Genomic DNA, 13,587 nt, shown 5'->3' with positions numbered 1-13,587 from the left:
AATCCGCCCGCACCGGCGGTCCACACCGGCGGGTCGTTGCGACTCGCCGCGCCGACGACGGGACGTTACGCTGCCCGGCATGGCCAGACAGGGCTGGGGAGTGTCGATCGCGACGGCGATCGGGGTCGCTGCCGGCGCGGGTGCCGCACAACTGGGCTTCGGCTACGGGCTCGGCGTCATCACCTGGACGCCCACCGACGCCGGTGCGACCGACACAGCCTGGGCGGACGGCCTCGCCTGGGCCACCTGGCTCGCCGCCAGCTCGACGGTCCTCGGCGCGGTCTGCGCGCAGCGGCTGCACCAACGGAACGCCCCGACGAAGACCGTAATCTCGCCGCCCGACGGTGTTGCCCGTCGCGAGGGCCCGCAGCTCGGCGATCGGGCACCGGAGCACGAGAGCCCGGTTGACGGGCCTCCATCGGCCGTCGACACCGCCCGGCCGGAGGTGGCGGGCACGCCACCACCGGTGGTCGAGCCGCCGGTCCACGACCGAGGTGGCCTGCTGCGCCGGGTGGCCCTGGCGCTTGGCGCGGGGCTGGGCGGGCTGGTCACGGTGCTGTTGATCGCCGTACCCGCGCGCGTCGCGACCGGTGCGGACACCGGCGCGCCGCAACGGACGGCCGCCGTACAGGCGACGCTGGGCATCCTGATCGGCGTCCTCGTCGCGATCTGGGCGCTTCGCTCCCGAGCCGCAGCGGCCAATGTGACAGCGACGGCCGCCTGGCTCTGGCTGCTCGCGGTGATCTCCGTGATCGACGGGGTACGCGTCGGACGAGGGCTGACCGGCGCGCAACTCGGCACCTGGCAGTTCGACCCGGACCACGCCAGATACTGGATCGGCGGCCAGCTCTACTGGCCCGGCGCGCTGCTGGCACTGGTGCCCGCGCTGCTGATCGGCGTACTGGCCGCCCGGCGATCCGCCCGCTCGGGCGGGCACCTCGTGGGTGCGGCCGCCTCCGGAGCGGCGGGCCCGGTGCTCGTCGCGCTCGCCTACCTGACCACCCTGCCGCACTGGTCGACGCTGGGCCCAGCGCAGTTGTCCACCCAGCTGATCGCCCCGTACGCGGTGATCGCCGGTATCGGCGGTTCAGTGCTGGCCGCCCGCCTCGGCGAGCGGAGCGAACGGAACCGCCCGGCCGAACAGGGCCGCTCGGCCGAGCTGAGTGCGGTGCCACGGGACACGGTGGCCGACCCGGCCCCGGTCCCCGAGACCGAGCCACCGGTCCCCGCCTCGACGGCCACAACCTCAGCTTCGACGGCCGGAACCGCAGCGCGGCGCAGAAGGGCCGACGCTGCATCGCAGACGCCCCGGACGGGCTCGCTGCCGGGCGACGCCACCGCCGCGCCGCAGGTTCCCGCGCCGCGTACGGACCCAGACCTGGCGGATCCGGCCGGTCGTCCCACCGAAGCAACAGTGGCAGAGGACCTGACCGCCACCAGCCGGCGCACCCGAGCAGCCCGCCGCACCACCCGCCCCACCACCGACTAACCCCGACTAACCCCGACCCACCCTGGGCCCCGACCCACTCTGTTGATCATGAAGTTGTTGCCACCTCGCTCGGCGTGTCATGGCAATAACTTCATGATCAACGCGTTTCGGGGTGGGGTGCGGGTCAGGTGGTTGGCCAGGTGTGGACGGGTTGGTTGGTGCGCTGGAGTTCGGCGTAGCGCTGGACCATGTGGTGTAGCGCGGCCGCCCGGTCCATGCCGTGATGCCGTTCCGCCGCCCAGACCGCCTCGGTCTGCCAGACGGCGCCGTTGCGGCCGGTACGGCAGCGCTGCTCGATGATGTCGAGCAGCCGGTCCCGCTGCGCCGGGGCGACACCGAACCCGTCCAGGCCGGTGGCGGCGGTGGGCAGAAGTTGGTCCAGGACCAGCTTGGTGACCGGCACGTCGCCGAGCCCGGGCCAGTGCAGCACGGCGTCGAGGCCACGTCGGGCGGCGGCGTGGAAGTTCTCCTCGGCGGAGCTGAAGGTGAGTTGGCTCCAGATCGGTCGGTCGGCCTCGGCCAGACCGCGCACCAGCCCGAAGTAGAAGGCCGCGTTGGCCAGCATGTCCACCACCGTCGGACCGGCCGGCAGCACCCGGTTCTCCACTCGCAGATGGGGACGGCCGTTCATGATGTCGTAGACCGGACGGTTCCAGCGGTAGACAGTGCCGTTGTGCAGCCGCAGCTCACCGAGCTGTGGCACACCGCCGGCGTGCAGGACCTCCACCGGGTCCTCGTCCTCGCAGATCGGCAGCAGCGGCGGGAAGTACCTGACGTTCTCCTCGAACAGGTCGAAGATCGAGGTGATCCACCGTTCGCCGAACCACACCCGCGGCCGTACGCCCTGGGCCTTCAGTTCGTCCGGGCGGGTGTCGGTGGCCTGCTGGAACAGGGCGATCCGCGTTTCGGCCCACAGTTGGCGGCCGTACAGGAAGGGGCTGTTCGCCCCGACCGCCACCTGCACCCCGGCGATGGACTGGGACGCGTTCCAGTAGTCGGCGAAGCTGTCCGGGGCGACCTGGAGGTGGAACTGGAGGCTCGTGCAGGCGGCCTCTGGGGCGATCGAGTCGGTGTGCGTCCGCAACTGCTCGACGCCGCGGATGTCCAGTTCGATGTCCTCGCCCCGGGCACCGACGATCTGGTCGTTGAGCACCCGGTACCGCTCGTTGGTGGAGAGGTTGTCCTCGACCAGGTGCCCCTCGGTGAGGGTGGGCAGGATGCCGACCAGGACGATCTTCGCATCGGATCTGGCGGCACGCTCGTCGGCCCGGGAAAGGCTGCCGCGCAGGTCGTGCTCGTAGTCGGCGAAGCCGGTGCCCTCGATCAGTCGGGGCTCGGCGTTGAGTTCCAGGTTGAACTGCCCCAACTCGGTCTGGAAGAGGGGGTCGGCGATGTCGGCGAGGATCTCCTCGTTGCGCATCGCCGGCTCGGCGGCCGAGTCGACCAGGTTGAGTTCGATCTCCAGGCCGGTCATCGGCCGGTCGGCGTCGAAGCCGAAGTCGTCCAGCATCAGGGCGAAGACGTCCAGGCACCGCCGCACCTTCTGCCGATATCGGACGCGATCATCCCGGGTGAAGGCGCCCTCTGAGACGTCCCTGCCCATGTGTCCTCCCGACGGCCGGCGCGGTCGGGATCCTGCCGTCCCGGAAGCGCTTTGTGAAGCATCCACGGTAAGAGCGCCCACCTGACCGGGGCCAGAGGCCGACGGCGGTGATCCGACGTCGACCGGCGCGGACGCGCTCGTGGCGCCATCTGTACCCCGTCGTCGACCGGGTGGACCCGATGGCGGTGCGAACAACCCGTGACAATTACCACGAGCGGGTACGACGCAGGGCCCGCGCCGACGTGCGGCGCGGGCCCTGCGTACCGGATCGCCGGGAGGATCCCCCCTGGCCCTCCGGCGATCCCCGGGGATCAGGCCTGACGGACGGCCTCGCCCTCGATCTCGATCTTGATCTTGCGGCTGACCAGCACGCCCCCGGTCTCCAGGGCGACGTTCCAGGTCAGGCCGAACTCCTCGCGGTCGATCTCGGTGCTCGCGGAGAAGCCGAAGATGTCCTGGCCGAACGGGCTGCGGCCGACACCCTCGAACTCCACCTCCAGCTCGACCGGGCGGGTGACGTCCTTGATGGTCAGCTCACCGGTGAGCACGAACTCGCCGCCACGACGGGACTTGACCCCGGTGCTGCGGAACTCGAGCGTCGGGAACTTCTCGGCGTCCAGGAACTCGGGGCCGCGCAGGTGAGCGTCCCGGTCAGCCTGGGTGGTGTCGACGCTGGCGGCCTGAATGGTGGCGACCACCGACGACTGCAGCGGGTCCTCGGCGACGGTGATGGTGGCGGTCGCCTCGTTGAACTCACCGCGAACCTTGCTCACCATCATGTGCCGGGCAACGAAGCCGACCCGCTTGTGCGCCACGTCGAGCGCGTAGGTGCCGGCCGCCGGGATGGTGAGGCCGTCCCAGTCGCGGGTAACCGCATCGATGCTGCTGGTCATGCTGCTGTCCTCCAGGAGATTGTTTAGTAGCCCAACGACTGCTTGAGCAACTATAACTGCAACAACATTCCCCGTGTCAAGCACTGGTATGATGAACGGGTGACCAACGTCTTCGACGATCCCCGGATCACCGCCGTCGGCCTGCTCTTCGAGGCACACGCCGGGCTGTCCGCCCGGTTCAACGCCCAGCTTGAGGAGCACGGCCTCTCCGCGGTCGAGTTCGAGGTCATCACCCGACTGGCCCGCTCGCCGGGCAACCAACTACGCATGACCGACCTCGCCGCGCAGACCTCCCTGTCGACCAGCGGAGTGACCCGAGTGGTGGACCGGATGGAACGCGACGGGTTGCTCACCCGCCGGGCCTGCCCGAACGACCGACGCAGCTCGTACGCGGTGGTCACCGCCTCTGGGATGCAGCGCCTGAACGAGACGCTGCCCGGGCACCTGCAAATGATCGAGCAGTGGTTCACCGGTCAGCTCGACCCCGAGGCGCTGGCGGCTCTCCTCGACGGGTTGCGCCGAGTTCGCGACGCCGCGCATCCGTGCGCCACCGCCGGCAGTGACGACGTCAGCCCGGAGCAGGTCGCCGCCACCGACAACGCCAGCCGGCGCCACTGACAAGCACCGCTGTCCGGCGGCCGCAGCGGCAGAAAGACCGGCAGAACTGACCCAGCCAAGCTGGAGGATTCGGTCCAAGCCGACTTTCTGCCACCGCAGCGGTGGCAGGCTTCCCGCACCGGGGATCACCGGGGGGTGACGGCGCGGGCGATCAGCGAGGGGTAGCACCAAAGGGGGCTCTTCGCCCGCGCCACTCTCCCGTCGCGATCCGGGAAAGCGCAGGCTACTGAGCCGGTCCACCCCGGGCGGCGATCAGCGCGTAGAGCAGGCCCGACTCCTGCGGCAACAGCCGGATACCGCCCTCCACACAGACCCGGTCCAGTCGATCGAGCACCGCCGGGTCCGCAGTGCTCGCAGCCAGCCCCACCAGCGCCTCCACCACGTCGCGGCGATCCTGCCCCGCATGGTCGGCGGCCGCCGCGAACCACTCGGCAGCCAACTCCCGGTCGCCCCGGTGCAGCGCCAGGTTCCCCTCGATCAGCGCACAGAGTCCGGCCTCCGGGCCACCCCAGGCCAGCCCAGCGTCGTCCGAGCGCGGTCGCGGCACTGACGGCCGAGTCGGCAGCGCCTCCCCGCCCCCGGCGCGCAACTCGGTCAGCACCTCGGTCGCCTCCGCGACCCGCCCGTCCTGGGCGAGCGCCAGCCCGACGGTCCCGAGCACCCGACGGCGACGCCCGGGGTCACCCAGCTCGGACAGCGCAGCGATCGCCCGCCGGCCCCGATCGATGGCGTCCGCGTACCAGCCCTCCAGGCGGGCGACCTCGGCGCGATTGGCCCAGCCGAGCACCCGCAGTCGCTGCTCCCCACTCTCGGCGGCGAGTCGGTCCACCGCGGCGAGCCGGCGTCGGGCCGCAGCCAGGTCACCCGTACGGATCTCATGCCAGGCGAGGCTGTTCTGCGCCACCGCCAGGTCCCGGGTCCGCCCGTTGCGGGCGGCCAACCGCAGCAGCGCCTCGGCCTGCTCGCGAGCCTCGTCCTGCCGCCGGACGGAGATCAGCAGGGTGCCCAGCACGTTGCGCGCCTCCAACTCCCCGGTGACGTCGCCGGCCTGCCGGAAGCTGTCCAACGCCGCGCGGGCCGTCGACAACTCCTCGGCACCCGCGCCGTGCTCCGCCGCCAGCCGGGCGACCCCGAGGGCGGCCCAGCCACGCAGGAGAGGATCGGCGTCGGCGGTCCGCGGGTCCGCCAGCAGCCGCCGCAGCCACTGCCGCCCGACCACGTCGCGTCCGCGGAACCGCCACCAACGGGTCAGGCAGGCCGCCAACCGCAGCGCTGTCAACGGGTCGTCGGTAGCCGCATGGGCCAGCGACGAGCTGATGTCACTGCTCATCTCGTCCAGCCGGTGCACCGCATCGGGTATCCGTGGGCCGATCAGGTCGGTGGCGGTCCGGGCCACCAGGCGCGCGATGACCTCCGCATGTCGACGCCGGATGCAGGTCAGCTCACCGGCACCGGCCGCCTGCTCGACGGCGTAGTCGCGGACCGCGTCGAGCAGCCGGAACCGGAACGACCCGGTCCCGCGTACGCTCAGCAGCCCCAACTCGACGAAGCGGTCCAACAGCGGAACCGGGTCGATCGCCACAGTGCCGTCCCGATCGGCCTCGTCGGCGAGCATCTCCTCGGCCAGCTCGACCGACCAGCGGTTACCGAAGACGGCCAACTGCCGCAGCGCGGCCTGCTCGTCCGACGCCAGCAGGCGGTAGCTGAACGCCACCGCGTCGCGCAGGGTGACGGCGACCGAGACCGCCGCACGGGTGTCGGGTCCGCCCGGCCGGCCGGCGAGGGCCTCCGGTGCGTCCCAGGCCGGGTGGGCGGTCGCGTCGGCGGGAGTGGCCAGGTCGAGCACCCGGTCGCCGTACCGGTCGAGCAGTTCGGTGAGGTCGAGGAGTCGGCCCCGGGCTGCCATCAGCTCGATGGCCAGCGGCAGCCCGCCCAACCGGCGCACCAACGCGGCGAGCGCCGGCAACTCGTCGGGGGTGGGTGGCTCGCGGCGGACCTGAGCGAGCCGGGCGGTGAACAACGCGACGGCCGGCCACGATTCGAGTCCGGAGTGCTCTGCCTCCGGTGGCGGCACGTCGAGCGGCGCGACCGGCCAGACCCGTTCACCGGGCAACCCGACCGGGTGTCGCCCGGTGACCAGCACCCGCAGCGAGGGCAGTGCGCCGATCAACCGGTGCAGGGTAGCGGCCACCGGGCCCGGGGCGCGCTCCACCGCGTCCATCACCAGCAACGTCGGCCGCCCGGCGAGTAGCGCCACGAGTTCGGACAGTCGCGCCACGCCGAGCACCGACATCGAGGCGGCGAGCACGTCCGGACCGTCCGCGCCCTCGCCCACCAGCACCCCTGCCACACCGGCCGGGTGGGCGGAGGCCACCAGGTGCGCCACCGACGTCGCGAGGGCGGTCTTGCCGACGCCGGCCAACCCGACGAGGCTCACCAACCGGGGCCCTCGCTCCGCCGTCAGCATTCCGGCCAGCTCGGTGAGGTCGCGCTCGCGGCCGATCAACGCGACCGGCGGCGGGAGCGCGACCGACGGGTCGGCGGGTGCGGCCGCCGACGTGGCGTTGCCGCCGACCGCGAACGCCGTCGAGGTGGCGTCCGGCGGGGTCGGTTCGGCACCGGCGCCGCGGGCCGCGGCCAGGAAAGCCGCCCGGCTGGTGCCGGTCAGCGCCAGCGCCCCGGCGAGCAGCTCGACAGTGGTGCGTTGTGGCCGGATCGACCGGCCACGCTCCAGGTCACGCACCGTCCGCACACCCACCCCGGCCCGGGACGCCAGCTCGGCCTGGGTCAGGCCGGCGGCGCGTCGATGCCCGCGGAGCAGCTCCGGCAGATTGCCACGCCCAGCCGGGCTCCGCGACCAGTCATGATCCGGAGTCATGGGCACGAAGAGTACGGATGGACTCCGACCGTCGGCAGTCGAACGTCGGGCTACTGACGCCCGCTCGCCGAAACCCGACAGCCGTACGGACAGTCCGTCCGGGACGACCGGCCGATCAGTCCGACTGGACCAGTCAGAGACCCAGATCCCGAGCGATGATCATGCGCTGCACCTCACTGGTGCCCTCGCCGATCTCCAGGATCTTGGAGTCCCGCCAGAACCGGGCCACCGGGTACTCGTTCATGAAGCCGTACCCGCCGTGGATCTGGGTGGCCTCCCGGGCGTTGTCCACGGCGATCGTGCTGGCGTGCAGCTTGGCGATGGCGGCCTGCCGCTTGAACGGCTCGCCGGCCAGCATCCGCGCGGCGGCGTCGTAGTACGCCAGGCGAGCGGTGTGTGCCTTCAGCTCCATGTCGGCGATCTTGAACTGGATGGCCTGGTTGGCGCCGATCGGCTTGCCGAAGGCGTGCCGCTCCTTCGCGTACTTGATCGACTCGTCGACACAGCCCTGCGCGAGGCCGACGGCGAGCGCGGCGATGGCGATCCGGCCCTCGTCGAGGATCCGCAGGAACTGCGCGAAACCCCGACCCCGGTCACCGAGCAGGTTGGCGGCCGGCACCCGGCAGTCGTCGAAGGTCAGCTCGTGGGTGTCCGAGGCGGTCCAGCCCACCTTGGAGTAGCCGGGCGCGACGGTGAAGCCTGGGGTGCCGGTCGGCACGATGATCGTCGACAGCTCCTTGGAGCCGTCCGGGTTCGTGCCGGTCACCGCTGTGACAGTGACCATGGCGGTGATGTCGGTCCCCGAGTTGGTGATGAACGCCTTCGACCCGTTGATCACCCACTCGTCGCCGTCCAGCACCGCCCGGGTCTGCGTGCCGGCGGCGTCCGATCCGGTGCCCGGCTCGGTGAGACCGAAGCCGGCCAGCGCCTCGCCGCTGAGCAGCCGGGGCAGCCAGGTCGCCTTCTGCTCCTCGGTGCCGAAGCGGTAGATCGGCATCGCGCCCAGCGAGACCGCCGCCTCCAACGTGATGGCCACGCTGGAGTCGACCCGGGCCAACTCCTCCAGGGCCAGGCAGAGGGCGAAGTAGTCACCGCCCATGCCGCCGTGTTCCTCGGCGAAGGGCAGACCGAACAGGCCCATCTTGCCCATCTGCCGGATCACCTCGTACGGGAAGGTGTGCTGCTCGTAGTGCTCGGCGATGACCGGGGCGACCACCTCGCGGGCGAATTCCCGCACGCTCTCGCGCAGCGCCGCTTGTTCGTCGGTGAGCCGGAAGTCCATCTCATCCTCCTGTAAGGACGGTCCGCCCCGACGCTCGTGACGCCGGGGGCGGGTCGCTGTGCGGGCCTGAGTCGATGGTCAGACCGGGGTGACGCCGTGCCGACGGCGGGAGAAGTGCCGATCCTTGGTACGCGCCGCCGCGAATCGACGGACCAGCTCGGTGCGCAGGTCGTGCGGCTCGACTATGGCGTCCACCACCAGCTCGCTGGCGAGCCGGACGACGTCGATGTCCTGCTCGTACTCGGCCCGCTTGGCGGCGACGAAGGCCGCCCGCTCGTCCTCGTCCGCAATGGCGGCGATCTTGTTGGCGTAGACAGCGTTCACGGCGGCCTCGGCGCCCATCACGGCGATCTTCGCGGTCGGCAGCGCGATCGTGGCGTCCGGCTCGAACCCGGGGCCGGCCATCGCGTAGAGGCCGGCGCCGTACGCCTTGCGGACCACCACGCAGATCTTCGGCACTGTCGCCTCGGAGATCGCGGTGATCATCTTGGCGCCGTGGCGGATGATGCCCTGCTTCTCCACGGCGCTCCCGACCATGAAGCCGGGTACGTCGCTGAGGAACAGCAGCGGCACGTTGAACGCGTCGCAGAGCTGCACGAACCGGGTGGCCTTGTCGGCCGAGTCGACGAAGAGCACGCCACCCTTGAACATCGAGTTGTTGCCGACCACGCCGACGACCTGGCCGTCGAGACGGCCGAAGCCGATTGTCAACTCCTTGGCCCAGAGCGCCTGGATCTCGAAGAACGAACCCTCGTCGAGCAGGCCCTTGACGTACCGCCGCATGTCGAACGCCTGCCGCTCACTGGCCGGCACCAGCGCGGCCAGGTCGGCCTTCGCGGGCGCGGCGACCGCTGGCGCGGTCGGCGGCGCCTGCGTCCAGTTCGCCGGCAGGTACGACAGGTAGGTCTTCACGACGTCGAGCGCGTCGGCCTCGGTCTTGCAGAGGAAGTGCCCCACGCCGGATTCGGCGGTGTGCACCTTCGCCCCGCCCATCGCCTCCAGGGTGGTCTTCTCGCCGGTGACCATCTCGACCATCCGGTCGGAGCCGAGATACATGCTCGCGTTGCCGTCGACCAGCGCCACCACGTCGCAGAACGCCGGGATGTACGCCCCACCGGCGGCGCTCGGGCCGAACAGCGCGCAGACCTGCGGGATCGAGCCCGAGGCGCGGACCTGGTTCCAGAAGATCTTGCCGGCGCCACGCCGGCCGGGGAAGAGGTCGACCTGGTCGGTGATCCGGGCGCCGGCCGAGTCGACCAGGTAGACCATCGGCACGCCGGCGCCGTACGCCCGCTCGATGATCCTGATGATCTTCTCGACGGTGCGGGCACCCCAGCTGCCGGCCTTGACTGTGGAGTCGTTGGCCATCAGGCAGACCTGTCGGCCGTCGATCGTGGCGGTGCCGGTCACCACGCCGTCGGCGGGCAGCCCCTCGGCCATCGTGTTGGCGTAGAGGCCGTCCTCGACGAACGAGCCCTCGTCGACCAGGAGTGCGACCCGTTCACGGGCGAAGAGCTTGCCCTTGGCCGCGTTGGCCGCGTGGTACTTGTCCGCGCCGCCGGACCGGGCCCGCTTGCGCAGCTGCTCCAGTGCCTCACCGTCGAGCGTCACGCCGACTCCTCCGCCATACTGACCTGAACGATCGTTAGGCTAGCGCATCGGCACGGTTGTCGGCGACCTACGAGCGAACCAGACAGCGGAGCCGAGAGCAAGACATTGAAAAACATGAATACACATCGCTAGGCTCCTGGCACCCCTCCTCCCAGATCGGAGTCAGCGATGACCTCACGACTCAACCGGCTCGCCGTCGCGTTGCTCGCGACGACACTCGCCACCCTCGGCATCACGGTCGCCAACCCGTCGCCCGCGTCCGCCGCCATGACCATCTGCTACAACACCAGCCAGGCGGGCAACTACGCCAGCGTCGCCAACCAGGCGGCCTCGATCTGGAACAACGCCACAGTCAACCTGACGCTCTCCGCCAACTGCGGCTCGAACCTGCGCATCTACCGGATCACCGGCGGCGGCTCGTACGCCCAGCGGACCAGCCTCGGCAACGGCCGGGTCTACATCGACACCCAGCAGGCCGCCCAGTACAGCGTGCTGCGGATCATGACCCACGAGATCGGGCACATCCTCGGCCTGCCGGACAACTACAACGGAAACTGTGCCCTGCTGATGTCCGGCGGCAGCGCCGGCACCAGCTGCACCAACGCCTACCCGAGCACCGCCGAGGCGAACCGGGTCAGCAACCTCTTCGCCGGCACGTTCAGCGCCACCGACCGCAGCGCGGACATCTTCCGCGACAGCTGGCCGAGCGTGCTCACCCCGGTGAGCTGACCGACCTGGCAGGTGGAAGGGGCCGGCGCACGCGCCGGCCCCTTCGTCGCGTCCTCAGCTCGGCAGCGGCGTCAGCCGGGTACGCGGACCGGCGCGCAGCACACCGGACGGCAGCTTCTTGCCGAGCAGCTCCTCGGCCAACTCCGCCGCCTCGATGAGCGTCGACAGGTCGATGCCGGTGTCGATGCCCATGTCGTGCAGCATGTGCACGGCCTCCTCGGTGGCCAGGTTGCCGCTCGCCCCCGGCGCGTACGGGCAGCCACCGAGGCCACCGACGCTGGCGTCGAACTCGGTCACCCCCAGCTCCAGCGCGGTCAGCAGGTTGGCCAACGCCGTACCCCGGGTGTTGTGGAAGTGCAGCAGGACCGGCACGTGCGCGTTGCGGTCGCGTACCGCTGTCAACAGCTCGCGGACCCGACGCGGAGTGCCCATGCCGGTGGTGTCGCCGAACGCGACCCGGTCCGCGCCGTCGCGAACGACCCGGTCCACGATCCCGGCCACCCGCCGCGGGTCGATGTCCCCCTCGTACGGGCAGCCGAAGCTGGTCGCCACGATCACCTCGACCCGCGCCGACGCACCGTGCAGCAGGTCGATCAGCTCGGCGATGTCGTCCAGCGACTCATCGGTGGACCGGTTGACGTTGCGCCGGTTGTGCGTGTCGCTGGCCGAGACCACCACTTCGATCTCGGTGAATCCGGCGGCGAGGGCCCGCTGGGCGCCCCGGCTGTTCGGCACCAGCGCGGAGTACCGCACCCCGTCGGCCTTCACCGCCCGCTGCCACACCTCGTCGGCGTCGGCCATCTGCGGGATCGCCTTCGGGTGCACGAACGACACCGCCTCGATCCGGCGTACGCCGGTGCCGGAGAGGGCGTCGAGCAGCCGCACCTTGGCGTCGGTCGGGATCGGGTCCTCGTTCTGCAACCCGTCCCGCGGCCCAACCTCACGAATGGAGACGGAATCTGGCAGGTCCGCCATAAGGGGTCACCTCACTGTGACGAAAGCAGTGCTTAGGGGGTCCTCCCAGCATGCCACCCCGCTGTTGATCAAGAGGTTTGCGTCATCCGCGGCGCGAATCCTGACGCAAACCTCTTGATCAACAAGGGTGGGGGTGGGGTCAGCGCATGCGGGAGACGATGCCGGTGTCGTAGGCACCGGTGAGGAACTCGTCGTTGGTCAGCAGCTCGGCGAAGAAGGGGACGTTGTTCTTCGGGCCCTCGATCTGGAACGCCGCGACGGCCGCCTTCGCGCGATCGAGCGCCTCGTCGCGGGTCGCGCCGCTCACAATCAGCTTGGCCAGCAGGCTGTCGTAGAACGGGGTGACAGTGTTGCCCTCGGTGTAGCCGGAGTCCACCCGGACGCCGTCGCCCGTCGGCTCCACCCACGTCCTGATCACACCGGGGCCGGGCAGGAAGCGCTTCGGGTCCTCCGCGTTGATCCGCATCTCGATGGCGTGCCCACTCGGGGTCAACGCGTCCGGGTCGAACGTCGGCGCCAGCCCGGAGGCCACCCGCAGCTGCTCCTCGACCAGGTCGATGCCGTAGACGTACTCGGTCACCGGGTGCTCCACCTGCAACCGCGTGTTCATCTCCAAGAAGAAGAACTCGCCGATCGTTGGGTCGAGCAGACACTCCACAGTGCCCGCGTTGCGGTAGCCGACCGCCTCGCCGGCCCGCACCGCCGCGGCCAGGAGACGGGCTCGCAGCTCCGGCGAAACCGCCGGGGACGGAGACTCCTCCACCAGCTTCTGGTTGCGCCGCTGCACCGAACACTCCCGCTCGCCGAGCGCCACCACCCGGCCGTCGGCCAGGCCGAGGATCTGCACCTCGACGTGCCGCACCCGGGGGAAGTACCGCTCGATCAACACCGAGCCGTCGCCGAACATCCGCTCGGCGAACGCGCGCACCTTGTCGTACTCGGTGCGTAGCGCGGCCTCGTCGACGGCCACGCCCATGCCCATGCCGCCACCACCGGCGGCGGCCTTGACCATCACCGGGTACCCGATCTCGGCGGCGGCCGTCACCGCCGCGTCCAGGTCGGCGGCCGGGTCGGTGGTGCCGGGCGCGACCGGAACACCCGCCGCCGCCATCAGGTTCCGGGCGTTGATCTTGTCGCCCATCGCGGTGATCGCGTCCGCGTCGGGTCCGACCCAGATCAGGCCGCTCGCCTCGACGGTACGGGCGAACTCGGCGTTCTCCGACAGGAAGCCGTACCCGGGGTGGATGGCCTGCGCGCCCGTCGACTTCGCGGCGGCGAGGATCGCCTCGGTGTTGCGGTAGCTCAGCGCCGGGTTCGGTGGGCCGATGAGGACCGCCTCGTCCGCCTCCGCGACGAACGGCAGATCCGCGTCGGCCTCCGAGTGGACCGCGATCACGCGGATGCCGAGCCGCTTGGCGGTCCGGATGATCCGGCGGGCGATCTCGCCCCGATTGGCGACCAGCAGTGACTCGATCATGTTTCCTCCCGGCGTCCGGATGGTGGGACGCT

The 13,587-nt window shown here is 70.8% G+C and carries 10 protein-coding genes; 3 read left to right on the top strand and 7 right to left on the bottom strand.

The features are described 5' to 3' along the window. Nucleotides 1-79 precede the first annotated feature (79 nt). The gene (locus NIE79_RS05650; RefSeq protein WP_238677531.1) at nt 80-1,489 is read left to right on the top strand and encodes a hypothetical protein; all 1,410 of its coding nucleotides are present in this window, start codon (nt 80-82) and stop codon (nt 1,487-1,489) included. 124 nt (nt 1,490-1,613) lie between these two features. Here NIE79_RS05650 and NIE79_RS05645 read toward each other — a convergent pair whose 3' ends face one another. Beyond that, complete coding sequence (locus NIE79_RS05645; protein ID WP_238677530.1) at nt 1,614-3,092, bottom strand: glutamate-cysteine ligase family protein; 1,479 nt, start codon at nt 3,090-3,092, stop codon at nt 1,614-1,616. 311 nt (nt 3,093-3,403) lie between these two features. Continuing rightward, nucleotides 3,404-3,985 (bottom strand): YceI family protein, encoded by a 582-nt coding sequence (locus NIE79_RS05640; RefSeq protein ID WP_238677529.1) that lies wholly within the window; start codon nt 3,983-3,985, stop codon nt 3,404-3,406. A gap of 99 nt (nt 3,986-4,084) precedes the next feature. On the opposite strand from NIE79_RS05640, the gene NIE79_RS05635 reads away from it, so the two are divergent. Next, the gene (locus NIE79_RS05635) at nt 4,085-4,603 is read left to right on the top strand and encodes a MarR family winged helix-turn-helix transcriptional regulator (RefSeq protein WP_238677528.1); all 519 of its coding nucleotides are present in this window, start codon (nt 4,085-4,087) and stop codon (nt 4,601-4,603) included. A gap of 223 nt (nt 4,604-4,826) precedes the next feature. Here the strand turns inward: NIE79_RS05635 and NIE79_RS05630 are convergent, their stop codons facing one another. From NIE79_RS05630 to NIE79_RS05620, 3 genes are all read right to left on the bottom strand, one after another. After that, complete coding sequence (locus tag NIE79_RS05630) at nt 4,827-7,481, bottom strand: ATP-binding protein (protein WP_238677527.1); 2,655 nt, start codon at nt 7,479-7,481, stop codon at nt 4,827-4,829. Between the two features lie 133 nt (nt 7,482-7,614). Continuing rightward, entirely contained in the window at nt 7,615-8,763 is a 1,149-nt protein-coding gene (locus NIE79_RS05625) for an acyl-CoA dehydrogenase family protein (RefSeq protein WP_238677526.1), read from the bottom strand. 78 nt (nt 8,764-8,841) lie between these two features. After that, a complete protein-coding gene (locus NIE79_RS05620; protein WP_238669690.1) occupies nt 8,842-10,374 on the bottom strand; it encodes an acyl-CoA carboxylase subunit beta in 1,533 nt (510 codons plus the stop codon). 168 nt (nt 10,375-10,542) lie between these two features. On the opposite strand from NIE79_RS05620, the gene NIE79_RS05615 reads away from it, so the two are divergent. Beyond that, nucleotides 10,543-11,103 (top strand): snapalysin family zinc-dependent metalloprotease, encoded by a 561-nt coding sequence (locus NIE79_RS05615; RefSeq protein WP_238677525.1) that lies wholly within the window; start codon nt 10,543-10,545, stop codon nt 11,101-11,103. 54 nt (nt 11,104-11,157) lie between these two features. On the opposite strand, the gene NIE79_RS05610 is transcribed toward NIE79_RS05615, so the two are convergent. Beyond that, nucleotides 11,158-12,078, bottom strand: coding sequence for a hydroxymethylglutaryl-CoA lyase (locus NIE79_RS05610; protein WP_238677524.1), 921 nt, complete (start codon nt 12,076-12,078; stop codon nt 11,158-11,160). A gap of 139 nt (nt 12,079-12,217) precedes the next feature. Next, entirely contained in the window at nt 12,218-13,555 is a 1,338-nt protein-coding gene (locus NIE79_RS05605; protein WP_238677523.1) for an acetyl-CoA carboxylase biotin carboxylase subunit, read from the bottom strand. Nucleotides 13,556-13,587: the final 32 nt, after the last annotated feature.

This window comes from Micromonospora trifolii (assembly GCF_022229005.1).
Classification (GTDB): Bacteria; Actinomycetota; Actinomycetes; order Mycobacteriales; family Micromonosporaceae; genus Micromonospora; species Micromonospora trifolii.
This window is presented reverse-complemented; position numbering and strand designations above follow the sequence as displayed.